We start from the raw sequence: 23,505 nt of genomic DNA, 5'->3' as shown, positions 1-23,505 counted from the left end.
AGCTCAGTCGGTGATGGTGCTCGGCGGCGTGCCGAGGGCGTCGAGGTCCGACCAGAAGTCGTCGGGGATGAGGGTCGTGCGCAGTGCCTCGACCTGTTCCAACCGCTCCGGGCGGTTCATCCCGACGACGGTGGAGTCGACGAGTTCCGATCGCGTCGAGAACGCGAGGGCGGCAGCTGCGAGCGGGATGCCGTGGCGGGCGGCCAGTTCGTCGGCACGGTCGACCCAGGCGAGCAGCTCGGGCGACCCGGCCTGGTACGCGTACGTGGCCGGCTTGCCGTCACGGCCACGACGCCCGGCGAGGAGCCCGCCCCCGAACGGCGCCGCATTGAAGACGCCCATCCCCCGCGACCGCGCCTCCTCCAGCAAGCCGGTCGCCGAGCGGTCGACGAGCGTGAACCGGTTGTGGGTGAGGAGCACGTCGAAGACGCCGGTGCGAACGTAGGGCAGCATCACGCTGATGGCACCCGCAGCGATCCCGATCGCATCGACCAGGCCCTGCTCCTTGAGCGCCAGCATGCCCTCGATCGCACCGTCCGGTGCCGACGCCTCCTCGAACGACACCGAGTACGGGTCGTGCAGGTGGAACACCGGGATGCGCTCGACGCCGAGCCGCTCGAGACTCTCCTCGAAGGAGCGCAGCACCCGGTCGCGGTCGAACACCGCCGTCGACGGATCCTGGTCGGCCTTCGTCACGACCCCGCGCCCCTCGGGCAGACCGCCCTGGCGGATGGCGTCACCGATGGCCGTCTCGCTGCGCCCGTCCGAGTACGCGTTCGAGGTGTCGACGAGCAGGTTCGGCCCGCGGAGGGCGGCCGACGCGAACGTCGTGGAGCCTGCGGCCGGTGAGCCGTCGGCGCTCGCCGGGGTGCCGAGGCCGGAGGTGCCGACCGTGACCGGGCTCGCGAGGAGTCCGGTCGAGCCGAGCGGGCGGAGGTCGTCCGGTGTCGCCACCGCTGGAGTCGTCCGGTCGGTGGAGGGTGTCTGGGTCAGGTCGTCGTTGATCATGTCGTCCATCCTGCAGTCGTCGGGCACTCGGGCGTCACCCCTTGAGTGCGCCGGATGCCAGCCCCTTCATGATCCGCTGGTTGAGGAACACGAATACGACGAGCAGCGAGAAGACGTTGATGCAGATGCCCGCGAACAGTGGCCCGTAGTCGACCTGGCCGAACTCCCCGCTGAAGTTCAGCAGGCCGGCCTGGATGGTGCGGAGGTCGGCGTTCGTCGTGAACGTCAGCGAGATGAGCAGGTCGTTCCAGATGGACAGGAACTGCACGAGCCCGATCGTGAAGAGTGCGTTCCGCACCATCGGCAGTCCGATGGACCAGAAGGAACGGATGATGCCGGCTCCGTCGATCGTCGACGCCTCGAACACCTCGCGCGGCACGGCCCGGAAGTAGGCGGTCATCATGAAGACCGTCAAGGGCATCCCGAGTGCCGTGTAGGTGATGATCATCGGCCAGTAGGTGTTCGTCAGGCCGAGGTTGAAGTAGGCGACGAAGAGCGGCACGAGGATCATCTGGCCGGGGATCATGATGCCGGAGATGAACAGCAGCAGTGTCAGGTTGCGGCGCTTCCACACCATCACCTCGAGGGCGAAGGCGGCGGCGACGCCGAAGATGAGGATGAAGACGAGTGACGGCAGGGTCACGATGACGCTGTTGAGCAGGTTCTGCGAGATGTTGCCGGTCGTCCAGGCGGTGACGTAGTTGTCGAAGCTCCACGACTCCGGGAGGGAGAAGGTGGACTCCTGCAGGAACTCGCGCTGGTTCTTGAACGAGGACAGGAACAGCCAGACGATCGGGTAGATCTCGATCACGAGCAGGAGTCCGATGAGGACGACCGAGGGCAGTTTCCGCAGGTAGTAGGCGCGCGAGCGGGGAGCGCGACGCATCTTCGGCCGGCGGACGGCAGTGCCGGATCCGTCGCCGCTGCCGCTCGAGGCCGGCGTGGTGGCGCCGCGCGCCGGGGTGATGGCGGTCGTCATGGCGTCAGTCCTTCGTCAGGTCTTTGCGGGAGGTCTTGAAGATCAGGAGCGTCACGAGGAAGCACATGATCGTGAGCACGAACGCGAGCGTCGAGCCGTAGCCGTAGTTCTGGTACGTGAACGTCGTGTTGTACATGTACAGCGTCAGCGGGGTCGTCGCCGTCCCGGGCCCACCGCCCGTCAAGGCGAGCACCGAGTCGAACACCTTGAGCGTCGCGTTGAAACTGAAGATCACGGCGGACAGCAGGACGGGGAGCGACAGCGGCACGATGATGTACCGGACGAGCTTCAGGCCGCGGGCGCCGTCGATGCGGGCCGACTCGATCACCTCCTCGGGGATGTCGAGGAGCCCGGCGTAGAGCAGGACGGCGTAGAAGCCCATCGACCGCCACAGGTCCATGATGATGATCACGAAGAACGCGCTGTCGGGCGAGCTGAACCAGTCCACCGAGTCGATGCCGAAGCCGTTCAGGATGGCGTTGACCGGCCCGGTCTGCGGCGCGACCTCGAACAGGCGCTTGAACAGCAGACCGACCGCGACGGTGGGCAGCACGACGGGGAAGAAGACGAGCGTGCGGACGAGCGTCGACGCCTTCTTGAGGACGAAGACGTAGAAGAGGGAGAGTGCGTACCCGAGGGCGATCTGCGCGACCGTCGCGATGAGCGAGTACTTGATGCTGAAGAAGATCGCTTCCGGGGCCGTCGGGTCGGCGAACAGCTGGGCGAAGTTGTCGAGGCCGACGAACTCGAAGCCGCGCAGGTCGCCCTGGAAGAAGGTGAGGCCGAACGACCACATCACCGGGACGAGCTTCACCAGGGTGAAGATGAGCAGGGCCGGGCCCAGCAGGATGGCGATGGCCTTCCTGTCGCCGAGGACGTCTTTCATGCTGTGCTCCTGAGTCGGTCGGGGGACCGTGAGGCTGGGCGGCGAGGTGCGAGACCCGCTGCAGAGGTGGACGTCCGTGGACGGACGGATCCGGTCGCCGGGCGACTGCCGGGCGACCGGATCGCCGGTTACTTCTTGAGACCCGCGTCCACGCCGGCCTGGACGAGCGCCGCGAAGTCCTCGGGGGAGATGCCGCCGGTGAGCAGCGGGGCGGCGTTGGTCTGGGCGTCGACGCCGGCCTTCTCGGGGAGGAAGGTCTCGAACCAGGTGACCGTCTCATCGGTGTCGGCCATGATGCCCTGCACCTCGGCGGTGAGCGCCGGGACGTCGGTGACCTCTTCGTTGAGCTTGAACCCGGAGATGACGCCCTGGTTCTTCAGCACGCTGGAGCCGTAGTTCTCCGCGATGCAGCTCAGCCAGCCGCCGACCTTCTCCTCGTCGTAGCCCTTCGTGGAGAACGAGGTCGCCGCACCGGTGTTGGCCGGGTACTGGTCGATCGAACCCTTGCCGCCTTCGACGGTCGGGAACGGCATGAAGCCGACCGCGTCCTCGCCGATCTGGTTGAGCTCGGTGTTGTAGACGTCGGCGAGCATCCAGGTGCCGTTGTACATCATGGCCGCGTTGCCGGTGAAGAACTCGCTCGTCGCGGTCTGCATGTCCATCGTCGTGATGCCGGCACCGAAGTACTTCCCGAGGTCCGCGACGGCGGTGATCGCCTCGACGTACTCGGGGTCGGTCAGCTTGGCGTCACCGGAGGCGATGTCGTTCATCGCATCCGGGCCGAGCAGCCGGAAGAGGTAGGTGCTGATGTAGCGGGTGATCGTCCACCCCTGGGCGCCGGAGACCGTGAAGGCGGACTTGCCGGAGGCCTGGACGGTGTCGGCCGCGTCGAGCAGTTCGTCCCACGTCTGCGGGACCGCGATGCCGAGGTCCGTGAACATCGTCTTGTTGTAGAAGAAGCCCTCGACGTTGTACTGGTAGGGCATCGAGACGAAACGGTCGCCGTAGATGTGCTTCACGGTGGCGACGGCCGAGGGGAGGATGTCGTCCATGACGCCCAGCTCGGTGAGGGTGTCCTCGAGGTCGAGGACGGTGTCGTCGTCGCCGAGGGTGCCGCCGGGCCGCAGCGGTGCGGTCGGTGCGGTGAAGGTGGTGGGCAGGGCGTTCTGGCTGGCGAGCAGCGTGACGCGCTGGAGCACGTCGGCCTGGGGCAGGGTCTCGACCTTGAGCGGCAGTGCCTTCTCGTTCGCGGCGCACGCGCCGTCGCCGAGAGCGGTGAGTTCGTCGCGGACGATCGAGTTCTCGACGGCCGCGAGGTAGTCGAACGACGTGGCGCTCGATGCGCCGCCGTTCCCTGCGCAGGCGGTCAGGGCGAGTGCGGTGACGCCGAGTGCGGCGATGGCGGTGGCCGACCGACGTTTCGGGGCCCGGTGCGCTGTGGACACATTTCCTCCTTGAAGATGTGGCAGTGATGTTGAGACGCGAGCGGTGATGGTCGCGAGCAAAGTTGAAGCGTTTCAATGGCCGAGGCTAACCGCGCTCGGGTCGCATGTCAAGCGTCGGATCAGTTCCGCTCGGCGAGGCACTTCGAGCATGACAATGGCTGGACGGAATGCATATTGACACGTTTCAAGACGGCGACGAGAATGGGTGATCGTCGTCCCGTGATCTCGATCATGTCGGCACGACCACAGTCAACGACGATGCACGGCGATTCAACCCGCCGGACGAGGAACGGAACCGCACATGAGGTTGCAGGGCAAACGAGCCGTCATCACCGGAGCAGCAGGAGCGCTCGGGCGGGTGATCGCCCAGAAGCTCGCCGCGGAGGGTGCCGACGTCGCCGGCCTCGACCTCAACGCCGCGGGGCTCGAGGAGACGGCGGAGCTCGTCCGTGCGCACGGGGTGCGGGCCGCATCGGCGACGGCCGACCTGACCGACTTCGACGCCGTCCAGGCTGCCGTCGGCGGCATCGTCGACGAGTGGGGCGGGGTCGACATCTTGCTGAACGGTGCGGGCGGCGGCGCGGTCAGCTTCTTCCACGAGATGACGTACGAGACCTGGATGACCCAGATGGACCGCAACCTCAACTCGGTGTTCAACGTCACGCGCGCGGTCCTGCCCTCGATGCTCGAACAGCGCTCCGGTCGCATCATCAGCATCGCGTCCATCGCCGCCGTCAGTGGCGGACGCCTCGTGCGCGGGGCGACGGCCTACGCCGCGGCCAAGGCCGGCGTCGTCGGACTCACGAAGGCGCTCGCGATCGAGGTCGCCGAGCAGGGTGTCACCGTGAACGCGCTCGCCCCAGGAGCCCAGGCGACCCCCGGCCGCGACAACGACACCCCGGAGCGTCGCGAGGCGCTCCTCGCGCAGATCCCCACCCGGCTCCTCGGCGAGCCGGAGCACCTCGCGGAGACGGTCGTCTTCCTCGCCTCACCAGCCGCCGTGAACCTCACCGGCCTCATCCTGCCGCTCGACGGCGGACACTCGATCTGAGGCCACGGACGATGACGACAGGACCACAGGACATGACGAGACTCGAGCGCGGCAAGGCGAAGTTCGACGAGGTGTACGGCGAGGGGAAGTCGGAGGGGCTCGTCGCGATGCAGACCGGGCTCGCGCAGGACCTCGCGCGCTTCGGCATCGAGTTCAACTTCGGCGACATCTACTCCCGGCCGGGGCTCACCCTGGCGCAGCGGGAGCTCATCACCCTCGCGGCTCTGGTCGCGCTCGGTGGGCTCGAACCACAGCTGCGCGGCCACACCCGCGGTGCGATCAACGTCGGCTGCACCGCGACGGAGATCCTCGAGACGGTGATCCACACCGTGCAGTACGCGGGGTTCCCTCGCGCCCTCAACGCGATCCGGGTCGTCACCGACGCCCTCATCGAGCACGGCGTGGAGATCCCCGAGCCGCTCGGGCCGGAGCCGCATCGCGATCAGGAGTGACCCGGACGGGGCGATCTAGACTGAGCCGGGCCGCGGGGACGCTCCCGGGGGATGCAGCACGAGAGCAGGGGTGAACCATGGGACGAGTCGGAATCCGCGAGGTCGCGACGCTCGCCGACGTCTCCATGGGGACGGTGTCGCACTACATCAACCACCCCGATCGCGTCTCGCCGGAGAAGCAGGAACGGATCCAGCGGGCGATCGACCAGCTGGGGTTCGTGCGGAACAACGCGGCCTGGCAGCTCCGTCTCGGTCGGAGCGGCACCATCGCGTACATCGCGCCGGACGTCAGCAACCCGTTCTTCGCGACCATCGCCGAGGGGGTGGAGCAGCGCGCGGCCGAAGACGGTCTCTCGGTGTTCATCGCCAACTCGAACCGGAGTCGTGAGCGCGAGGACGCCTATCTCGGCATGTTCGAGGCGCAGCGTGTGCAGGGCATGCTCGTCGCCTCCCACGAGTCCGTCGAGGAGCGGTTGACGAGCATCCGGCAGCGGGGCATCCCGTCGGTCCTCGTCGGGCAGCTCGCATCGTCACCGGACCAGCCGTCGGTGTCGGTCGACGACGTCCGTGGTGGGTTCCTCGCCGCGGAGCACCTGCTGCAGACCGGTCGTCGCCGGCTCGCGTTCGTCGGTGGTCCGCTCGGCATCCGTCAGGTCGCCGATCGGTTCGAGGGTGCGAGTTCCGCCGTCGCTGCGGTTCCGGGAGCCACGCTGGAGGTGATCGCGGGCACGGAGCGCACGATCGCCGAGGGGCGCGAGCTCGGACGAGCGATCGCCGCACGACCGGTCGACGCCCGTCCCGACGCCGTCTTCGCGGTCAACGACCTGCTGGCGCTCGGCATCATGCAGACGCTCGTGGTCGAGCACGGGGTCCGGGTGCCCGAGGACATCGCGATCGTCGGCTACGACGACATCGAGTTCGCGGAGTCGTCGATCATCCCGCTCACCTCGGTGCGGGCGCCGCACGAGGGTTTCGGTGTCGCCGCCGTCGAGCTGCTCCTCCTGGAGTTCGCCGTCGCCGACGGTGCCCCCGTCCCGCCTCCGTCATCCCGCCACATCGTCTTCGCCCCGGAACTCGTCCCCCGGGCCAGCTCGCGAACTGTCACCAACCGCTAGTCCAGCGCCCCGTCACTGTGCTGGAGTGACAGTTCGCGGGCTTTGGCGGGTGGCGGTTCGGATCCGGTAGAGGGACGTGCTGGCCGTGATGTAGAGGGTGCGGCCGTCGGGGTCGCCGAAGCAGACGTTCGCGGTGCGCTCCGGGACCGGGATGCGCAGGATGGTCGCGCCGGACGGGTCGAAGACCTCGACGCCGTCGCCCGCCGATGACCAGACGTTGCCGTCGACGTCGATCCGGAAGCCGTCGGACGCGGGTACCGCGGTGCTCGCGAAGGTGCGACCGGGGGTGTCGCCGGCGACGACCGAGACGCCGTCCGCTGCGACGTCGTAGGCCGCGATCCGGCGGGCGGCGGTGGCGGTGTCGGACACGTACAGGATCGACTCGTCGGGTGAGAACGCGAGCCCGTTCGGGTGCACCATCGCCGTGATCACCGGCTCGATCGCTCCGGTGTCCGGCTCGAAGCGGAAGACGTAGCACCCGCCGTACTCCTGCTCGCCGGGGTGGCCCTCCTCCCCGCTCGGGTCGATGCCGTAGGGCGGGTCGGTGAACCAGATCGAGCCGTCGGAGTGCACGACGACGTCGTTCGGGGAGTTGAAGCGGCCGCCGGCCCAGTGGTCGACGAGCGTGCTCGGGCCGTCGGGCCCCTCGATCTCGACCGCGCGGCGCCCGTGACTGCACTGCACGACCCGGCCCTCGCGGTCGATCGTGCGGCCGTTCGTGTACTCGGCGCCGTCGCGGAACACGGCCGTGTCGCCGGTCGCGGTGTCGAACTCGAGGATGCGGTCGTTCGGGATGTCGCTCCAGCGCACGCGTCCGGTCTCCGCGATCCACGCGGGCCCCTCGCTCCAGATCGCACCCGTGTACAGGTGCTCGAGTCCGGCTCCTTCGGCGAGCAGCGGTGAAGGATCGGTCATGGTGACGTCGTCGTCGGTCATGACGCCCAGCCTATTCGGCAGGTGCCGGTCTACGCCTGGTCGATGGGGGAGGAGCCGAGGTTGCGGGCGCTCGGTCGGGTTACGGGCGGCTCGACGATCGACTCCAGGAAGGCCCACGCGTCCATGCGCCAGCGGTCACCGGCGACGTCGATCGCCTCGATCCGGAACGGTGGCGTGAGGATCGCGTCCCAGTCGATCGAGTCGAGGACGCGTCGCGGGATCATCTCGTCGACGTACGGTGCCTCACGTTCCGGATCCGGTGCGACCTCGGGGGCGTCGTCGTCGACGAGGACCTCGAGTCGGTCGATCATCGCGTCGTCGAACGCCTGCATGCGGGTCACGAGCGTCTGGAGTTCGTCGGGTTCGAGACCGGCGACGAGTTCGAGCAGATAGGCGCGCCCCGGATACGCCTCCGCGGGCACGTCGACGATGTTGTACCGGCCGTCGTCGGAGATCCACATACGTCAACGCTAGCCCGTCGCGGCTGGAGGCCTGCGGTGAGGTGCGTCGATTCGTCGTTCGAGTCGCCGTGGGACGGCGATTCGCCGCATCTCAGGCGGTCGGCACCTGGCTCGGGTGGACGGGCAGCTGCGCGGCTGGACGGACGAGCGCCGTCGGGCCGGGATCGGTGAACCCGAACTGCTCGTAGAGGCCGTGCGCGTCGCTCGTGAAGAGTGTCCACCGGAAGTGCGCGCCGGGACCGTCGTCGATCATGGCCTGCACGATCCGCTTACCGAGACCGTGGCCCCGGTGTGCTTCGTGGACGATGACGTCAGCGAGGTAACCGAAGCCGAGTCCGTCGGACACCGCCCGAGCGAAGCCGACCTGTGCGCCGGTCTCCTCCTCGTACACGCCGATCACGCGCCAGGCGTCGTCGATCTGTGCCTCGACGTCGGTTCGGCTGCGCCACTTGGCCCAGTAGACCTCACGGAGCAGGGCCCACACGGCGTCCCGGTCGATGCGGTCCTTCGAGTCGTCGATGCGGTAGCCCATCGGCCCACTGTAGGACGGTCGGCGCAGGGCCGTGGAGAGCCAGTCCGGCCTCGGTGGCACGCTCGTCATCGGGCGACACGACGGAATAGTCGAGCCGCCCGCGGGCTTAGCGTGAGGAGAAGCACCAGCGATGCACCGAACCCTGGAGGACCATCAGATGACTCACGCCCGCACCACCCTCGGAACGTCCGACCTGTCCGTCTTCCCGCTGAACCTCGGCGGCAACGTGTTCGGCTGGACCGCCGACCGGCAGACCTCGTTCGACATCCTCGACGCCTTCGTCGCGGGCGGCGGCAACTTCATCGACACCGCCGACGGCTACTCCGCGTGGGTGCCCGGCAACACCGGCGGTGACTCCGAGCGACTCATCGGCGAGTGGCAGGAACTCCGCGGCAACCGCGACGAGCTCGTCATCGCGACGAAGGTCAGCCAGCACCCCGATTTCCAGGGCCTCGCGGCCGACAACATCCTGAAGGCCGCCGACGCCTCGCTCGAGCGTCTCCGCACCGACCACATCGACCTCTACTACGCGCACTTCGACGACGAGTCGGTGCCGCTCGAAGAGACGGTGACGGCACTGTCGTCCCTCGTCGACGCCGGCAAGATCCGCCACCTCGGCATCTCCAACTACTCCGCAGCGCGCATCGCCGAGTGGTTCGAGATCGTCGAGGCCAAGGGACTCCACCGCCCGATCGCCCTCCAGCCGCACTACAATCTCGTCGAGCGCGAGTTCGAGGGTGAGCTGCGCACGATCGCCGAGCGCGAGCAGCTCGCGGTGCTGCCGTACTTCTCGCTCGCCAAGGGCTTCCTGACGGGCAAGTACCGCGAGGGTGCGAGCGTCGACAGCGTCCGCGCCGAGGGTGCGCAGGCCTACCTCGCCGACCACGCCGCGCTCCTGCCCGTCCTCGACGAGGTCGCCGCGGCCCACGGCGTCTCCGTCGCGACGGTGTCGCTCGCGTGGCTCCGCTCGCAGCCGACCGTCGCCGCGCCCATCGCGAGTGCCCGCACGGTCGAGCAGCTGCCCGACCTCCTCGCCTCCGCGACACTCGAGCTCTCCGCCGACGAGCTGGCCGCCCTCACCGCCGCCTCGGTCGCGTAGGCACCTCTGGATCTCTTACACGCGTGTCTCCGGGTCGGTGCAAGGCGTGCACACCGACCCGGAACTACGCGGCGGACAAGAGGAAGGCGAGCGTCGCGACCGTCGAGGCGGTCGCAGCCGCGCACGTGATGACGATGCCCACTGTCGCGAGGCGGCTCGCATGACGACTTGCCCGTTTGCGCATCAAGCAGACGACCGTACCGATGACGGCTGGAATGAACGCCACCGGACACGGTATCGCGACGAGTGCGGATATCGCGGTGAGCGCGCCAATGACTCGGCCGCCTCGTAGGTCGGCCGAAGCTTCCTGATCTCCTGACGACGAGGTCACGATATCGCTAGAGGTTCACAAGATCCCCGGCGGCGCCACCTCGGCCGTCGACGTAGAGTCGGAGCTGCTGATTCATCGTGATACTCGATCCTTGGAAGAACAAGGAGTAGTGGAACGTGGAGTGGCATACGCCCGAGCCGCCGCTGACCCAGTGCGCGTTGGACGCCGCGGAGCCTGACCAAAAGCCGGTGAAGCCACTGAAAGTCGCCTCGCAGGCATCGGTGCTGTAGACCGAGCTCCCAGTCCCCGTGTAGTAGAAGTCCTGGTTGTATTCGCCAAACGTGATGCCGAAGAGCGTGACGACGTTCTTTGCCTTGGTGTGCCACTCCTCTATCCCGCGAGTGTTCGGGTTGTCCATACGCATCGTCTGCTCCGGCTCGGCGATCACACGGAAGTCATCGACGATCGATCCGTCCTTGAAGGCTTCCACCGCGTCGACCTGCGTCTCCAGCGGCAGGTCGCTGAACTCCGATATGAACTCGAGAGCGATCGGGTCGTCACCCGCGTGATCTTCGAGGTCTTGAATGAATGCGTCTACGTCGGCAGCGTCGCTGGTGTCGGATGCCTGCGCGAACGCGGGCGACCCGGGGATTGTGAGCCCCACCGTGAACACCGCTAGGGCGGCGATGGATGCGAATCTTGACATGATAGTCCTCCTTGCGTTCCATCGAGACTATCTCGATTTTTGGATACTAGTACTGAAATATATGTTGAGTAAAGGGTGTGTTCTCGGACTTGGCGGACCTGCGGGCCATGAGCACGATCCCCGGGCCACCGCATTCGACTGGCCCTCCGCGCTCCGAAACACCCCGGCAACATGTGTCCCGGTAGAGTCGGCCCATGGGTGACCTGTTCAACGGCTATGGCGGCACGCTCGCCCCGCGTAAGACTCCGGGCGGCGTTCCCGCCTTCGACGAGATGTTCGGCGAGGCGGCGGAACACGCGGGTGGTGCGACCGCCAGGCGGGCGTATCAGGAGATCTACAGCTCCCTCGCACGGATGACCCAGGAGGAGCTTCGAGGCCGCACCGACGCCCTCGCCAGCTCCTACCTCGCCCAGGGCGTGACCTTCGACTTCGCCGGCGAGGAGCGTCCGTTCCCGCTCGACGCGGTCCCGCGGGTGATCGAGCAGCAGGAGTGGACGCAGGTCGAGGCCGGCATCAAGCAGCGCGTCAAGGCGCTCGAGGCCTTCCTCGCCGATGTCTACGGCCCGCAGCTCGCCGTGCGCGACGGCGTCATCCCCGCGAAGCTCATCTCCTCGTCGTCGCACTTCCACCGGCAGGCCTACGGGATCCAGGCGGCGAACGGCGTCCGCATCCAGGTCTCCGGCATCGACCTCATCCGCGACGAGCACGGTCAGATGCGTGTCCTCGAGGACAACGTCCGGGTCCCGTCCGGCGTCAGCTACGTCATCTCCAACCGTCGTGTGATGGCGCAGACGCTCCCTGAGCTGTTCGTCTCGATGCGCGTGCGGCCCGTCGGCGACTACCCGAACAAGCTCCTGCAGGCGCTGCGTGCGTCGGCCCCGCCCGGCGTCGAGGACCCGAACGTCGTCGTCCTCACCCCCGGCGTGTACAACTCCGCGTACTTCGAGCACACGCTGCTCGCGCGCCTCATGGGCGTCGAGCTCGTCGAGGGTCGCGACCTCTTCTGCTCCGGCGGCAAGGTCTTCATGCGCACGACCGCCGGGCCCACGCGCGTCGACGTCATCTACCGCCGCGTCGACGACGAGTTCCTCGACCCGCTGTCGTTCCGCGCCGACTCCATGCTCGGTTCGCCCGGGCTCATGCTCGCCGCGCGCCTCGGCAACGTGACCATCGCGAACGCGGTCGGGAACGGTGTCGCCGACGACAAGCTCGTCTACACGTACCTGCCCGACCTCATCAAGTACTACCTCGCCGAGGACGCGATCCTCCCGAACGTCGACACCTGGCGGCTCGAGGACCCGCTCGCCCTCGAAGAGGTGCTCGACCGCCTGGACGAGCTCGTCATCAAGCCCGTCGACGGCTCCGGTGGCAAGGGCCTCGTCGTGGGTCCGGACGCCTCGAAGGAGGAGCTCGCGACCCTCAAGACGAAGCTGCAGGAGGACCCGCGCGGCTGGATCGCGCAGCCGGTCGTCATGCTCTCCACCATCCCGACGCTCGTCGAGGACGGCATGCGTCCCCGCCACGCCGACCTGCGTCCGTTCGCGGTCAACGACGGCAACGACGTCTGGGTGCTGCCCGGCGGCCTCACGCGCGTCGCCCTGCCGGAGGGCCAGCTGGTCGTGAACTCCAGCCAGGGTGGCGGCTCGAAGGACACCTGGGTGGTCGGCCGCGCCTTCGATCCGAACGCCGCGCCCGAGGCCTCGTCGCACGACATCCAGGGTCTCGTCGCCGAACAGGCCACGACCGAGACGACGTCGATCCCGATCATCTACGACCACGGCACGACCCCGGAGCATTCGCCCCAGGACCGTCCGGCCGGCAACCAGGACCAGCAGGAGCAACAGCAGCAGACGCTTGCCACGCCCGCTGCCGGCGGGCAGGAGGACGCATCATGCTGAGCCGCATCGCCGAGAGCCTCTTCTGGATCGGCCGCTACATCGAACGCAGTGACGGTACCGCGCGCATCCTCGACGTCCACCTGCAGCTGCTGCTCGAGGACCCGTGGATCGACGAGGACACCGCCTGCCGGTCGCTGCTCTCCGTCATGGGCAGCGACGCGCCCGCCGACCAGGAACTCACCCGTCAGGACGTCCTCGCGCAGCTCGCCGTCGACCGCACGCACCCGGCGTCGATCGCCTACTCGCTCGGCGCCGCTCGCGAGAACGCCCGACGTGCCCGCGAGATCGTGTCGACCGAGCTCTGGGAGTGCCTCAACACGACGCGTGCCCGGATGCCGCGCCGGGTTGCGAGCGACAAGGTGCACGAGTTCTTCGGGTGGGTGCGCGAGCGTTCGGCTCTCGCCGTCGGCATCGTCGACTCCGCCACGAGTCGCGACGACGCCTGGCGCTTCTTCACCCTCGGTCGCAGCCTCGAACGCGCCGACATGACCGCCCGACTCCTGGCGACGCGGTCGCTCACCGAGGCGAGCGGCCCGTCCTGGACGACGATCCTCCGCTCGTGCGGCGCCTATGAGGCCTACCTGCGCACGTACCGCGGCATGCCGAGCGCGAAGAACGCGGCCGAGTTCCTCCTGCTCGACCAGCTGTTCCCGCGGTCGGTCATGTTCTCGATCAGCCGGGCCGAGGAGTGCATGCGCGACCTCGAACCGCGCCGAGGCCGCGTCGGAACCGTGGATTCCGCCCAGCGCCTGCTCGGGCAGATCCGCAGCGACCTCGAGTACCGGCCCATCCAGGACACGCTCGTCGACCTCCCCGGTCGGATGGACGCCGTGCAGAACGTCACCAGCCAGGTGTCGGAGGCGATCCGCGAACGCTACTTCCCCACTCATGCGGTGCCCGCGTGGATCGGAGAGAACTCATGACCCGGCTCCACATCAAGCACAGCACCGGCTTCTCCTACGGCGGCAAGGTCAACGCGTCGTACAACGAGGCGCGCATGCTGCCGGTGACGACGGAGGACCAGTACGTCCTGTACTCGCACATCGACATCCAGCCGGGGGCGTCGCAGTCGACGTACACCGACTACTGGGGCATGAAGGTCTCGGCGTTCGAGGTGCTGACCCCGCACGACGAGCTCTCGCTCACGGCGACGAGCCTCGTCGAGGTCCGGCCGCGCCAGCACGAACCGCACCCGACCGGCTGGGAGCAGCTCGACATCGCGACCCAGGCCGCCGTGACCCGGGTGGAGCACCTGGAACAGACGCGCCGGACGACCCCGCCGGACGACCTCGTCGAGCTCGCCCGGACCATCGCCGACCGCTACGAGAGCCCCTGCGAGGCCGCGATGGCCATCAGTCGGGAGATCGGCGAGCAGATGGACTACGTGCAGGGCGTCACGAGCGTGTACTCGACCGCTGCCGAGGCGTGGGCGAACCGCAAGGGCGTCTGTCAGGACATCACGCACATCGTCCTCGGGGCGCTGCGATCGGTGGGGATCCCGGCCCGTTACGTGTCGGGGTACCTGCACCCGAAGCCGCACGCGGCGATCGGCGAGACGGTGACGGGGGAGTCGCACGCGTGGGTCGAATGGTTCTGCGGTGACTGGCGGGGGTTCGACCCGACCAACATGGTCGACGTGGGCGAGCGTCACGTCCTCATCGGGCGGGGTCGTGACTACGGTGACGTCTCCCCGCTCCGTGGTGTCTACGCGGGCCCCTACCGCTCGAAGCTCTTCGTGAAGGTCGAGATCACCCGAGAGGCCTGACCCGACTCCACCGCCGGGATGCCCTCCTCGGTGGATGCGCCAGCGCGGTGCGCTGACGTGAGCGCGGGTCATGCGCGTGAGCGCGGGTCTCCGGAGGGTCGCGCTCACGCGCAGGCCACGCGGTCGCGCCCGTTCGGGTGCTCTCGCGTCAGTGCACCGCGCCGACGCCTACAAGCCCGCGCTCGCCTCAGCGCCCCGCGCCGGCACCCGTAGGATCGACGGCATGCAGACCGAGATGATCGTCCCGGCCCGCCGCCCGATGAAGCTGATCCCCGCGGTGCTGCTCGCCGCGTCCGCGTTCTGCCTCTTCGGCCTCATGCAGCCGCTCGCCGGCTACCCGCTCCTCGTCGCCGCGCTCGCGACCGCGATCCTGATCGACCGCGACCTCGCGAAGGACCTGTTCCTCATCGCGATCGGCATCGGGATCGTCTCGACCACGTCCGTGGAAGCGGACGTCTCCTGGCCGAGCTTCTTCCGCATCGGCACCGTCCTCCTGCTGGCGGTCGGTGTCCCGTTCCTCATCGACCGATTCGTCTACCGGCGGAAGGCGATCACCTTCCCCTGGCGCAGCCGCGAGAAGAAGACGAAGGGTGAGATCGCCTATCTCTTCGCCGTCCCGCTGCTCGGCTGGGCGATCCTCCCGTTCTACTTCATCCGCTCCGGTGCCTACGAGAACTGGCCGGTGATCAGCGACGCCGGAGAACTCGGCCGGTTCTTCGTCGGCGTCAACGCGGTCGGCACGTGGGACGAGCTGTTCTTCATCTGCACCTGCTTCGCCCTGCTGCGCCGGCACTTCCCGGTCTGGCAGGCCAACCTGTTGCAGGCCGTCATCTTCGTCTCGTTCCTCTGGGAACTGGGTTACCGCTCATGGGGCCCGCTCCTGACGTTCCCGTTCGCGCTCCTCCAGGGGTACCTGTTCTCGAAGACGCGGTCGCTCGGGTACATCCTCGCGGTCCACCTGCTCTTCGACGCGATCGTCTTCCTCGCGATCGTGCACGCGCACCATCGCGACTGGATTCCGATCTTCTGGTACTGAGCGATGTGTCCGCCCGCCAGCGCGGTGCGCTGATGCGAATGTCGGTGTCCCGGGCCCAGCGCGGTGCGCTGACGCGAGCGGCGGTGTTCAGGCTTCAGCGCGGGTCTGGCAGGTGACCGCGGGTCTCCAGAGGGGCGCGCTCACGCCACAGACCCGCGCTCACGCGAGCGCACCGCGCTGGCAGCAACCCGGACGGGAGTCAGGGGGCGGCGGGCTTCGTCGCCGCTCCGTCGAGCCAGAGTTCGGTCGACTCGTCGCGGTGCACCCCGTCGAGGCCGACGTGCTTCTCGCTGATCGTCGGACCGTTCTTGATGACGTGGACGAGCGCCATCCCATGACCCCGGCCGAGCTCGTAGTCCGTCTTCAGCCACTCCAGGATCTCGCCGGCCTTGGTCGACGCGTCGAAGCCGCGGTCGTGCGCCTCGTCGACGAGCTCGCGCGGGGTCTTACCGGTCTTCGCCTCGGCGGCATCGAGATAGGCCTGGAACGACATGACGGCTCCTTCGTCGATCGGGTGTCAGCGCCATCGTAGCCAGCGACGGCACCGAGCGACAGGCCCCGCAGCGCGCCATGCGGCCTCCCTCCAGGGTGGGCGGCGGCGACGCCAATAGGGTGAGGGGATGGACCGCCCCAGCAGGACCCCCGCCGGATTCGCCGCGACCGTCGGCATCGACCTCCTCGCCGTCATCGTGTTCGTCCTCATCGGCCGCGCCAGCCACGGCGAAGGCATCCTCGGACTCCTCGTGACGCTGTGGCCGTTCGCCGTCGGGCTCCTCGTCGGACACGTCCTCGCACTCGTCCTCGGTCAGCGCGAGACCCGCTCCGTCCGCTGGGCCGGCGTCGTCGTCTGGGTGTCGACCGTCGTCGTCGGGATGGTGCTGCGCGCGGTCTCCGGCCAGGGCGTCCAACTCAGCTTCGTCATCGTGACCGTCCTCGTCCTCGCCGCACTCCTCCTGGGGTGGCGTTTCGTCGCGTGGCTCATCGCCCGCCGACGCCGATGACGCCGCCGACACCGACGATCACATGAGCGCCGAGCGCTGGGGGCGCTGGTACTTCGCCGTGCAGGCCCTCGCCGGGGCAGCATGGTGGGTGTCGGTGTTCCTCGTCCCGCCCGTCCGTGCGGTGACGCTCGGCAGCCTCGACCCCGTCGTCACGGCCGTGCTCGACGTCCCACTCTTCGTCGTCGCCTCGGCGCTCGCCGCATGCGCCATCCGATGGGCGGCGATCCTCGCGACCGGATGGACGCTGCTGGTCACCGTGTCGCTGGGGATCTTCGCGGCCGTGACCCAGGAGGCGGGGATCGGCGCCCTGCTGATGGTCGGCGCCGCGGTCGGCTCGGTCACGGCACTCGCGCTCGTCCTCACCGGCGGGATCCCGAGAGCATGGATCGCCATCGGGCCGTTCGCGTTCCGCCCAGCCGATGCGTCGGCGTCGACCGGTTCGCAACTCGTGAGGACCGCCGTCGAGATCGTCGCGTTCTGGGGCGTCTTCCTCGCGGTGATCCCCGCCGTCCTGCGGTTCTTCGAGCTGCGATGGCGGGTCGCGGTCGCCCTGCCGCCGGGTGCGGAGCCGTTCGCCGTCATCGCCGGCATCGTCGTCGTGGTGCTCGGGAGCGTCGTCGGGCTCTGGTCCGCAGCCGCGATGGCGACGACCGGGGGTGGGACGCCACTGCCCGCCGCGATGCCGAACCGGCTCGTCATCGCCGGACCGTATCGCTTCGTCCGCAATCCGATGGCCGTCGGCAGTATCGTCCAAGGCGTCGGCGTCGGACTCCTGCTGTCGTCCTGGATCGTCGTCGTCTACGCGGTCTTCGGCGCCGTCGTCTGGAACGTCCTGGTCCGGCCGGTCGAAGAGGCCGACCTCGAGGCGCGCTTCGGTGAGCCCTACCGCCGCTATCGCGAGGACCTGCGGTGCTGGGTCCCGAGCCTCCGTCCGGTTGCGGCTCGTTCGTAACTCCTGCTGCCCTGCCGGTGACGGCCGGCCGCGTCACCCGCCGCCCCGCCCGCCCGGGAGCCCCGGCGGTCGCAGGATGCAGGAGTTGTGAACGCCGAGCGGGTCGGAGCGGAGGCCCGCCTAGCGGCGGGAGCCGGTGAGGGGCGTCGACTCGTCGACCGGCGACGACTCGGGACGTGACTCCGGACGCGGCTCGGGCGCCTTCGCGCGCGACTTCGGCTTCGGCAGCGGGATCGGCGAGGTGAGCGCGATCTGCTCCGAGAAGTCCTCCGGCGTGACCGGAGACACGACGCCGTCGTGGGTGAACTGCAGGCGCCAGCGGGAGTCGGGGGCGACGCGCAGGCGGAGGTGATGACGGAACACCCCGTAGGCCAGGCCGGTGGCGCAGGCGGCGAACCCGGCGAGTGCGCCCAGGCCGAGCGCCCAGCGCGGCCCGAAGGTGTTCGCCACCCACCCGACGATGGGCGCGCCGATCGGGGTGCCACCCATGAGGATCGCCATGTACAGCGCCATCACCCGGCCACGGACGGCCGCCTCGGTGCTCGTCTGCACGAGTCCGTTCGCGGTGGTCAGGAGCGTCACCGTCGAGAAGCCGACGAGGATCAGCACGGCGGCGAACGACCAGTAGCTCGGCATGAACGCGGCCGTGAGCGCAGCGACCCCGAAGAGCCCGGCCGCGCCGACGATCATCCGCATCTGGGCCTGCGCCCGCCGCGCCGCGAGGAGTGCGCCGGTCAGGGAACCGATCGCGAGCACCGAGGAGAGGATGCCGTATTCGCCCGCGCCCTTGCCGAACTCGACGGCCATGGTCGAGGCGAAGATCGGGAAGTTCATGCCGAACGCGCCCATGATGAACACGATCACGAAGACGACCATGAGGTCCGGCCGCCCGCGGACGTAGCGGAAGCCCTCGACGAACTGTCCTCGAGCCCGCGGTGGGCGCGGCGCTCGACGGAGCTTGCCGGTGCGCAGGGCCAACAGGGCGCCGATGACGCCGAGGAAGGTGAAGGCGTTCACGACGAACACCCACCCGGAGCCGATCGCGACGATGAGGAGACCGGCGATGGCGGGGCCGACCATGCGCGCCGCGTTGAAGGACGCCGAGTTGAGCGCGACGGCGTTCGACATGTTGTGCTCGTCGACGAGCTCGGAGACGAAGGTCTGCCGGGCCGGGCCGTCGACGGCGTTGATGATGCCGAGGGCCAGCGCGAAGAGGTACATGTGCCACAGCTCGGCGTGACCGAAGATGAGCAGGGCGCCGAGCGCTGCGGCCAGGAGCATGAGGCTCGACTGGGTGAGGATGAGGATCTTCCGCTTGTCGAAGCGGTCGGCGATGAGACCGGTGATCGGCACGAGGACGAGCTGCGGCCCGAACTGCAGGGCCATGGTGGCGCCGACGGCCACGGCGTCGTTGTCGGTGAGGTCGGTCAGCACGACCCAGTTCTGGGTGGTGGCCTGCATCCAGGCGCCGACGTTCGACACAAGGGCGCCGATGAACCAGATGCGGTAGTTGACGCTGGACAGGGAACGGAACATTGCACTCACTGGGTGGCGAGTCTCCTCATGATCTCGGCTGCGCGGGCGAGGGTGTCGCGTTCGTCCGGGGTGAGCGCGCGCAGCTGCTGGGTGATCCACGCGTCGCGTTTCCGGACGGTCTCGGTGACGGTGGTGTGGCCCGCTTCAGTGAGGGCGATGGTGACCTTCCGGCGGTCGGCCGCGTCGGTTTCTCGGGTGACGTACCCGGCCTCTTCGAGGCAGTTGACGGTGCGATTCATGGATGGCGCGGACACGCGGTCGCGTTCGGCCAGTGCCCGCAGGGTTGCGGAGCCCTCTTTGTAGAGCCCTCCGAGGACGGAGAACTGCGGATCGCTGAGGTCGTCGACCGACTTCTCCCCGCGCAGTCGTCTCGCGAGCCGGAAGGTGCCCATCCGGAGTTCGGACGCCTGCTCGGCGATCGTCAGTGCCCTGGTCTTCGTCGCTGCTCCGCTTGCCACGATTCGTTAGCCTAGCAAATTAGCCACCCTAAGTAAACCCGCGAACTGTCACCAACCGACAGTGCACGGGGTGCAGGACTGACCGTTGGTGACAGTTCGCGGGCTGGGGTGCGGTCAGAGCCAGCGGCGCGCTCGGAAGATGGCGTAGAGAGTGCCGGAGAGGACGAGCATCGCTCCGATCGCGACCGGGTAGCCGAACTGCCAGTGGAGCTCCGGCATGTCGTCGAAGTTCATGCCGTAGACGGTGCCGATGAGTGTCGGGGCGAAGAGGATCGCCGCCCAGGAGGAGATCCGTTTGATCTCCTCGTTCTGCGCCAGTGCCGTCTCGCTCATCCGACGCGACTCCTCGTTCTGCGCGAGGCTCGCCTCCGAGAGGCGTCGCATCTCCTCGTTCTGCTGTTGCGTCATGAGCGTCGCGTGCACCGTCAGCGCGTTCCGGAGCAGGTGACGGAAGGAGTCGACGCGCTCCGCGATCCGGAGGGTGTGGTCGAGGACGTCGCGGAAGCCGTTGCGCAGCTCCTCGTCGAGACCGTACTTGTCGGCGCCTTGCAGCAGGCCGTGGAGCATGGCCCGCAGGGGCGTGGTCGCGCGCTGGAACGCGATGACCTGGCGCAGCAGCTCGTAGATGCGACGCGAGACGTCCGCGGCGTCGCCGAAGAGCTCGTCCTCGATCTCGTCGATGTCGTTCTCGAGCCCCGCGACGACGGGACCGTAGCCGTCGACGACCTGGTCGAGCACGGCGTGCAGGACGGCGTCGGGGCCGAGCGCGAGGATGTCGGGCCGGGCTTCGAGTCGCCGCCGGACCTGGCCGAGGTCGGGCTTCTCCGCGTGACGGACGGTGACGACGAACCCGGGTCCGACGAACAGGTGCACCTCGCCGAACTCGACCCGCTCCTCCTCGTCCAGGTAGCGTGCCGGACGCAGGACGACGAACAGCGTGTCGCCGTAGCGTTCGAGCTTCGCCCGCTGGTGGCCCTTCAGAGCGTCTTCGACGGCGAGCGGATGCAGGTCGAACTCCTGAGCGACGGAGCGGATCTCCGACGGTTCCGGGCGGTACAGACCGATCCAGGCCATGCCCCGCTGGTCGTTGAGGAGCTCGTACGTCGCGTCGAGCGATCGCGGGCTCGCCGAGCGCCGTCCGGTCACGTAGATGCCGTTGTCGATGAGTGCCATGAGGTCTCCGTCCATCGATCGACGGGAACGTGCGGCGGCCGCGCGGGTGCAGGCGATCGCGGTGGATCGCACCCGGGGAGGTGTGAGTGAGGGCGCCTCGGCACCGGCGGTGGCAGCGCCTACCGGGTGAGGGAGGCGAGGCGGTTCGTCGATGCGATGGCGCGGATACTGTCACCAGCCATGGCCGCTCACCTCGCTTCCGTCGAAACCTGCCGGCCCGCCGTTCGGGCCTCGTTCACCGTACGCCTGCCCTCCGGGAACTGCAAACGGACTCGCCACGCCGCCGGGCCGAGGGCCTACGCTGGCGGGATGAGCGAGCAGACCCCGCCACCCGTCGACGACGCGAACCGCCCCGTCGAGCCGCGACCGTATGCGACCGAGACGATCGTCGACGACGACGGCGTCACGGTCTACGTCTACCTGTGGGAGGTGCCGAACCCTCGGGCCGTCGTGCACATCGCCCACGGTGCGGGGGAGCACGCCCTCCGCTACGGTCGCCTCGCCGCACGGCTCAACGACGCGGGGTACACGGTCGCGGCCGACGACCACCGCGGCCACGGTCGCACGGGGCTCGAGCACCTCGGCCTCGGCAAGCTCGGCCCTCGGACGACCCGGGGTGCGATCGACTCCGTCGCCGCCGTCGGCCGGTACCTGCGGACCCGCTTCCCCGAGTCGCGGCTCGCCTTGCTCGGGCACAGCTGGGGCTCGCTCATGGCGCAGAAGGTCGTCGCCGAACACGACCTCTACGAGCTCCTCATCCTCTCGGGCACCTCGCTCGCGATGCCCGGCGTCATCAACGCCGGCGACCTCAACAAGCGCTGGCGGAAGACCGGGAAGACCGGTCTCGAGTGGCTCAACCGCGACCCGGCCGCCTGGGCCGCGTTCGCCGCCGACGAACGCAACTTCGACATCGGCGTCACGCCTGTGTGGAACCCGATCCAGGCATTCGCGTTCCTCGGTCGCCCGCCGAAGCGCCTGCCGCGCGCGGTTCCGGTGCTCATCCTCGGTGGGTCCGACGACTCGCTCGGTGGCGTCCGTGGCCTGACCCTCCTCCGCGACGCGTACGTGAAGCGGTCGAAGCTGACGGATGTGACGCTCATCATCTACCCCGAGGCTCGGCACGAGATCTTCAACGAGCTGAACCGCGAGGACGTCGAGCGCGACGTCGTGGAGTGGCTCGACAAGCGCACCTGAGCCGCCCCGGTCCGTGAGCGCCCGCTCCGGTCCCTGAGCCTGTCGACGGGCAGCGAACGCCACCACCCGGTGACAAGCTCAGAGGCCGCGGGGTACAGTCGCGGCACCCACACTCGACGCAGAGGAGACCCGGTGACCTCGGACGGACCCACCTACAGCCACCGCAGACGGAACTCGGCGGAGCGCATCGCGTTGTCGCTCGCGGGAGCGAGCACGGTCCCGTACTGGCTCGACAGCCCTGATCGGCCGTCGCCGGAGCCTCGACTCGTCGGCCAGGTCACGGTGGATCTCCTGGTCGTCGGTGGCGGCTATTCCGGACTCTGGACGGCGCTCATCGCCAAGGAGGCCGACCCCTCGCGTGACGTCGTGCTCATCGAGGGCAAGGAGGTCGGCTGGGCGGCGAGTGGCCGGAACGGCGGCTTCTTCGAGGAGAGCCTCACCCACGGCGTCGACAACGGCGAGCGCCACTTCGCCGACGAACTGCCGGAGCTCGATCGCCTGGCGGACGAGAACTTCGACGAGTTCGTCGCCACGCTCGACCGCCTCGGGATCGACGCCGAGTTCGAGCACACGGGTGTGCTCACGGTCGCGACCGAGCCGCACCAGGTGGACGCGCTGCGCGAGGTGTCGGGGGACGGTGTGTTCCTCGATCGCGAGGCTGTCCAGGCACTCGTGCATTCGCCGGTGTACCTGGCTGGTCAGCGCGAGTGGAAGAGCACCGCGCTCGTCCACCCGGCGAAGCTCGCCTGGGGTCTGAAGCGCGCGTGCATCGAGCTCGGCGTGCGGGTCTTCGAGCACACCCCGGCGACCCGGCTGCGGCGCTCGGGCGACGGCGTCACGGTGACCACGAAGCAGGGCGGGGTACAGGCTCGGCAGGTCGCGCTCGCCACCAACGGCTTCCCGTCGCTCCTCAAGCGCACGGAGCTCCTGACGATCCCCGTGTACGACTACGTGCTCATGACCGAGCCGCTCTCCCCGGAGCAGCTCGAGAGCATCGGGTGGACCGACCGCTTCGGCATCGCCGACTCGAGTCGTGAGTTCCACTACTCCCGCCGGTCAGCCGACGACCGCATCCTCTACGGCGGCTTCGACGCGGTCTACCACCGGGGTGGCAGGATCCGACCGGAGCACGATCAGCGCCGCGAGACGTTCGAGACCCTCGCCGACCACTTCTTCACGACCTACCCGCAACTCGACGTCCGGTTCACCCACGCGTGGGGCGGCATGATCGACATGTGTTCGCGGCTGTCGGCGTTCCAGGGCACGGCACTCGGCGGGCGCGTCGCCTACAGTGCCGGCTTCACCGGGCTCGGGGTCGGAGCGACGCGCTTCGGGGCGAAGGTCATGCTCGATCTGCTGAGTGGCGAGTCGACCGAGCTGACCCGCCTGAAGATGGTCCGGTCCAAGCCGATCCCCATCCCGCCGGAGCCCATCGCGAACCCCGCGATCCAGACCGTCCGCCGCGCGGTCGCCCGTTCCGACGCGAACGAGGGCCGCGACGGCCTGCTCCTGAAGGTCATGGACCGCTTCGGCATCGGCTTCGACTCCTGA

General features: G+C 68.7%; 24 protein-coding genes. 12 read left to right on the top strand and 12 right to left on the bottom strand.

Annotated features, from left to right (window positions below; genetic code table 11):
* Window positions 1-3 precede the first annotated feature (3 nt).
* The 4 genes from IFR14_RS19315 to IFR14_RS19300 all read right to left on the bottom strand — a co-directional run bounded on the left by IFR14_RS19315 (window position 4) and on the right by IFR14_RS19300 (window position 4,318).
* On the bottom strand, window positions 4-1,008 hold the full coding sequence (locus tag IFR14_RS19315) for an aldo/keto reductase (RefSeq protein ID WP_191941986.1): 1,005 nt from the start codon (window positions 1,006-1,008) through the stop codon (window positions 4-6).
* Between the two features lie 34 nt (window positions 1,009-1,042).
* Window positions 1,043-1,987, bottom strand: a complete 945-nt coding sequence (locus IFR14_RS19310; RefSeq protein ID WP_229939448.1) for a carbohydrate ABC transporter permease — start codon at window positions 1,985-1,987, stop codon at window positions 1,043-1,045.
* Between the two features lie 4 nt (window positions 1,988-1,991).
* The gene (locus tag IFR14_RS19305) at window positions 1,992-2,873 is read right to left on the bottom strand and encodes a carbohydrate ABC transporter permease (protein ID WP_191941985.1); all 882 of its coding nucleotides are present in this window, start codon (window positions 2,871-2,873) and stop codon (window positions 1,992-1,994) included.
* Window positions 2,874-3,001: 128 nt separating this feature from the next.
* Window positions 3,002-4,318: an extracellular solute-binding protein gene (locus tag IFR14_RS19300; RefSeq protein WP_191941984.1), complete on the bottom strand. Its 1,317-nt coding sequence runs from the start codon at window positions 4,316-4,318 to the stop codon at window positions 3,002-3,004.
* 301 nt (window positions 4,319-4,619) lie between these two features.
* Between IFR14_RS19300 and IFR14_RS19295 the strand changes: the two genes are divergently transcribed.
* The 3 genes from IFR14_RS19295 to IFR14_RS19285 all read left to right on the top strand — a co-directional run bounded on the left by IFR14_RS19295 (window position 4,620) and on the right by IFR14_RS19285 (window position 6,936).
* The gene (locus IFR14_RS19295) at window positions 4,620-5,369 is read left to right on the top strand and encodes an SDR family NAD(P)-dependent oxidoreductase (RefSeq protein ID WP_064295740.1); all 750 of its coding nucleotides are present in this window, start codon (window positions 4,620-4,622) and stop codon (window positions 5,367-5,369) included.
* 32 nt (window positions 5,370-5,401) lie between these two features.
* Complete coding sequence (locus IFR14_RS19290; RefSeq protein WP_191941983.1) at window positions 5,402-5,821, top strand: carboxymuconolactone decarboxylase family protein; 420 nt, start codon at window positions 5,402-5,404, stop codon at window positions 5,819-5,821.
* A gap of 77 nt (window positions 5,822-5,898) precedes the next feature.
* A complete protein-coding gene (locus IFR14_RS19285) occupies window positions 5,899-6,936 on the top strand; it encodes a LacI family DNA-binding transcriptional regulator (protein WP_191941982.1) in 1,038 nt (345 codons plus the stop codon).
* 12 nt (window positions 6,937-6,948) lie between these two features.
* On the opposite strand, the gene IFR14_RS19280 is transcribed toward IFR14_RS19285, so the two are convergent.
* The 3 genes from IFR14_RS19280 to IFR14_RS19270 all read right to left on the bottom strand — a co-directional run bounded on the left by IFR14_RS19280 (window position 6,949) and on the right by IFR14_RS19270 (window position 8,934).
* The gene (locus IFR14_RS19280; RefSeq protein ID WP_249407046.1) at window positions 6,949-7,872 is read right to left on the bottom strand and encodes an SMP-30/gluconolactonase/LRE family protein; all 924 of its coding nucleotides are present in this window, start codon (window positions 7,870-7,872) and stop codon (window positions 6,949-6,951) included.
* A 29-nt stretch (window positions 7,873-7,901) separates the two neighbouring features.
* Window positions 7,902-8,333 carry a hypothetical protein gene (locus IFR14_RS19275; protein ID WP_191941981.1) on the bottom strand — a complete coding sequence of 144 codons (432 nt, stop codon included), beginning with the start codon at window positions 8,331-8,333 and terminating at the stop codon, window positions 7,902-7,904.
* Window positions 8,334-8,424: 91 nt separating this feature from the next.
* On the bottom strand, window positions 8,425-8,934 hold the full coding sequence (locus IFR14_RS19270) for a GNAT family N-acetyltransferase (protein ID WP_249407045.1): 510 nt from the start codon (window positions 8,932-8,934) through the stop codon (window positions 8,425-8,427).
* A gap of 88 nt (window positions 8,935-9,022) precedes the next feature.
* Here IFR14_RS19270 and IFR14_RS19265 point away from each other — a divergent pair, with 88 nt between their 5' ends.
* Entirely contained in the window at window positions 9,023-9,964 is a 942-nt protein-coding gene (locus IFR14_RS19265) for an aldo/keto reductase (protein ID WP_191941980.1), read from the top strand.
* 338 nt (window positions 9,965-10,302) lie between these two features.
* Here IFR14_RS19265 and IFR14_RS19260 read toward each other — a convergent pair whose 3' ends face one another.
* Window positions 10,303-10,941 carry a hypothetical protein gene (locus IFR14_RS19260; protein ID WP_191941979.1) on the bottom strand — a complete coding sequence of 213 codons (639 nt, stop codon included), beginning with the start codon at window positions 10,939-10,941 and terminating at the stop codon, window positions 10,303-10,305.
* A gap of 194 nt (window positions 10,942-11,135) precedes the next feature.
* On the opposite strand from IFR14_RS19260, the gene IFR14_RS19255 reads away from it, so the two are divergent.
* From IFR14_RS19255 to IFR14_RS19240, 4 genes are all read left to right on the top strand, one after another.
* Window positions 11,136-12,839: a circularly permuted type 2 ATP-grasp protein gene (locus IFR14_RS19255; RefSeq protein ID WP_191941978.1), complete on the top strand. Its 1,704-nt coding sequence runs from the start codon at window positions 11,136-11,138 to the stop codon at window positions 12,837-12,839.
* A complete protein-coding gene (locus IFR14_RS19250) occupies window positions 12,833-13,762 on the top strand; it encodes an alpha-E domain-containing protein (RefSeq protein WP_064295753.1) in 930 nt (309 codons plus the stop codon). Before IFR14_RS19255 ends, IFR14_RS19250 begins: the two co-directional genes overlap by 7 nt.
* A complete protein-coding gene (locus IFR14_RS19245) occupies window positions 13,759-14,604 on the top strand; it encodes a transglutaminase family protein (RefSeq protein ID WP_191941977.1) in 846 nt (281 codons plus the stop codon). The genes IFR14_RS19250 and IFR14_RS19245 overlap by 4 nt, the downstream gene beginning before the upstream one ends.
* A 223-nt stretch (window positions 14,605-14,827) precedes the next feature.
* Window positions 14,828-15,640 carry a CPBP family intramembrane glutamic endopeptidase gene (locus IFR14_RS19240; RefSeq protein ID WP_079706990.1) on the top strand — a complete coding sequence of 271 codons (813 nt, stop codon included), beginning with the start codon at window positions 14,828-14,830 and terminating at the stop codon, window positions 15,638-15,640.
* 199 nt (window positions 15,641-15,839) lie between these two features.
* Here IFR14_RS19240 and IFR14_RS19235 read toward each other — a convergent pair whose 3' ends face one another.
* The gene (locus IFR14_RS19235; RefSeq protein ID WP_191941976.1) at window positions 15,840-16,133 is read right to left on the bottom strand and encodes a DUF4287 domain-containing protein; all 294 of its coding nucleotides are present in this window, start codon (window positions 16,131-16,133) and stop codon (window positions 15,840-15,842) included.
* Between the two features lie 127 nt (window positions 16,134-16,260).
* Here IFR14_RS19235 and IFR14_RS19230 point away from each other — a divergent pair, with 127 nt between their 5' ends.
* Complete coding sequence (locus IFR14_RS19230; protein ID WP_064295756.1) at window positions 16,261-16,641, top strand: DUF3054 domain-containing protein; 381 nt, start codon at window positions 16,261-16,263, stop codon at window positions 16,639-16,641.
* A gap of 22 nt (window positions 16,642-16,663) precedes the next feature.
* Window positions 16,664-17,593: a methyltransferase family protein gene (locus IFR14_RS19225; protein ID WP_191941975.1), complete on the top strand. Its 930-nt coding sequence runs from the start codon at window positions 16,664-16,666 to the stop codon at window positions 17,591-17,593.
* 120 nt (window positions 17,594-17,713) lie between these two features.
* Here IFR14_RS19225 and IFR14_RS19220 read toward each other — a convergent pair whose 3' ends face one another.
* The 3 genes from IFR14_RS19220 to IFR14_RS19210 all read right to left on the bottom strand — a co-directional run bounded on the left by IFR14_RS19220 (window position 17,714) and on the right by IFR14_RS19210 (window position 20,760).
* On the bottom strand, window positions 17,714-19,129 hold the full coding sequence (locus IFR14_RS19220; protein ID WP_191941974.1) for an MFS transporter: 1,416 nt from the start codon (window positions 19,127-19,129) through the stop codon (window positions 17,714-17,716).
* A gap of 5 nt (window positions 19,130-19,134) precedes the next feature.
* Window positions 19,135-19,587: a MarR family winged helix-turn-helix transcriptional regulator gene (locus IFR14_RS19215; protein WP_229939713.1), complete on the bottom strand. Its 453-nt coding sequence runs from the start codon at window positions 19,585-19,587 to the stop codon at window positions 19,135-19,137.
* 114 nt (window positions 19,588-19,701) lie between these two features.
* Entirely contained in the window at window positions 19,702-20,760 is a 1,059-nt protein-coding gene (locus IFR14_RS19210) for a magnesium and cobalt transport protein CorA (RefSeq protein WP_191942151.1), read from the bottom strand.
* Window positions 20,761-21,069: 309 nt separating this feature from the next.
* Here IFR14_RS19210 and IFR14_RS19205 point away from each other — a divergent pair, with 309 nt between their 5' ends.
* Both IFR14_RS19205 and IFR14_RS19200 read left to right on the top strand, forming a co-directional pair.
* Complete coding sequence (locus IFR14_RS19205; protein WP_191941973.1) at window positions 21,070-21,954, top strand: alpha/beta hydrolase; 885 nt, start codon at window positions 21,070-21,072, stop codon at window positions 21,952-21,954.
* A 132-nt stretch (window positions 21,955-22,086) separates the two neighbouring features.
* Window positions 22,087-23,505: an NAD(P)/FAD-dependent oxidoreductase gene (locus tag IFR14_RS19200; RefSeq protein WP_342365750.1), complete on the top strand. Its 1,419-nt coding sequence runs from the start codon at window positions 22,087-22,089 to the stop codon at window positions 23,503-23,505.

It is taken from the genome of Plantibacter sp. CFBP 8775, from assembly GCF_014839505.1.
GTDB classification, from domain to species: Bacteria; Actinomycetota; Actinomycetes; order Actinomycetales; family Microbacteriaceae; genus Plantibacter; species Plantibacter auratus.
Note: the sequence above shows the minus strand (reverse complement) of the source record. Positions and strands in the feature narration are given on the sequence as shown.

What these genes read in the sequence shown, in the direction of transcription:
- IFR14_RS19295 (WP_064295740.1), top strand. Translation starts at nt 4,620, where the DNA reads ATGAGGTTGCAGGGCAAACGAGCCGTCATCACCGGAGCAGCAGGAGCG.
- IFR14_RS19270 (WP_249407045.1), bottom strand. Translation starts at nt 8,934, where the DNA reads ATGACGAGCGTGCCACCGAGGCCGGACTGGCTCTCCACGGCCCTGCGC.
- IFR14_RS19310 (WP_229939448.1), bottom strand. Translation starts at nt 1,987, where the DNA reads ATGACGACCGCCATCACCCCGGCGCGCGGCGCCACCACGCCGGCCTCG.
- IFR14_RS19315 (WP_191941986.1), bottom strand. Translation starts at nt 1,008, where the DNA reads ATGATCAACGACGACCTGACCCAGACACCCTCCACCGACCGGACGACT.
- IFR14_RS19210 (WP_191942151.1), bottom strand. Translation starts at nt 20,760, where the DNA reads ATGGCACTCATCGACAACGGCATCTACGTGACCGGACGGCGCTCGGCG.
- IFR14_RS19240 (WP_079706990.1), top strand. Translation starts at nt 14,828, where the DNA reads ATGCAGACCGAGATGATCGTCCCGGCCCGCCGCCCGATGAAGCTGATC.
- IFR14_RS19255 (WP_191941978.1), top strand. Translation starts at nt 11,136, where the DNA reads ATGGGTGACCTGTTCAACGGCTATGGCGGCACGCTCGCCCCGCGTAAG.
- IFR14_RS19265 (WP_191941980.1), top strand. Translation starts at nt 9,023, where the DNA reads ATGACTCACGCCCGCACCACCCTCGGAACGTCCGACCTGTCCGTCTTC.
- IFR14_RS19305 (WP_191941985.1), bottom strand. Translation starts at nt 2,873, where the DNA reads ATGAAAGACGTCCTCGGCGACAGGAAGGCCATCGCCATCCTGCTGGGC.
- IFR14_RS19220 (WP_191941974.1), bottom strand. Translation starts at nt 19,129, where the DNA reads ATGTTCCGTTCCCTGTCCAGCGTCAACTACCGCATCTGGTTCATCGGC.
- IFR14_RS19230 (WP_064295756.1), top strand. Translation starts at nt 16,261, where the DNA reads ATGGACCGCCCCAGCAGGACCCCCGCCGGATTCGCCGCGACCGTCGGC.
- IFR14_RS19275 (WP_191941981.1), bottom strand. Translation starts at nt 8,333, where the DNA reads ATGTGGATCTCCGACGACGGCCGGTACAACATCGTCGACGTGCCCGCG.
- IFR14_RS19285 (WP_191941982.1), top strand. Translation starts at nt 5,899, where the DNA reads ATGGGACGAGTCGGAATCCGCGAGGTCGCGACGCTCGCCGACGTCTCC.
- IFR14_RS19225 (WP_191941975.1), top strand. Translation starts at nt 16,664, where the DNA reads ATGAGCGCCGAGCGCTGGGGGCGCTGGTACTTCGCCGTGCAGGCCCTC.
- IFR14_RS19260 (WP_191941979.1), bottom strand. Translation starts at nt 10,941, where the DNA reads ATGTCAAGATTCGCATCCATCGCCGCCCTAGCGGTGTTCACGGTGGGG.
- IFR14_RS19235 (WP_191941976.1), bottom strand. Translation starts at nt 16,133, where the DNA reads ATGTCGTTCCAGGCCTATCTCGATGCCGCCGAGGCGAAGACCGGTAAG.
- IFR14_RS19250 (WP_064295753.1), top strand. Translation starts at nt 12,833, where the DNA reads ATGCTGAGCCGCATCGCCGAGAGCCTCTTCTGGATCGGCCGCTACATC.
- IFR14_RS19245 (WP_191941977.1), top strand. Translation starts at nt 13,759, where the DNA reads ATGACCCGGCTCCACATCAAGCACAGCACCGGCTTCTCCTACGGCGGC.
- IFR14_RS19205 (WP_191941973.1), top strand. Translation starts at nt 21,070, where the DNA reads ATGAGCGAGCAGACCCCGCCACCCGTCGACGACGCGAACCGCCCCGTC.
- IFR14_RS19290 (WP_191941983.1), top strand. Translation starts at nt 5,402, where the DNA reads ATGACGAGACTCGAGCGCGGCAAGGCGAAGTTCGACGAGGTGTACGGC.
- IFR14_RS19280 (WP_249407046.1), bottom strand. Translation starts at nt 7,872, where the DNA reads ATGACCGACGACGACGTCACCATGACCGATCCTTCACCGCTGCTCGCC.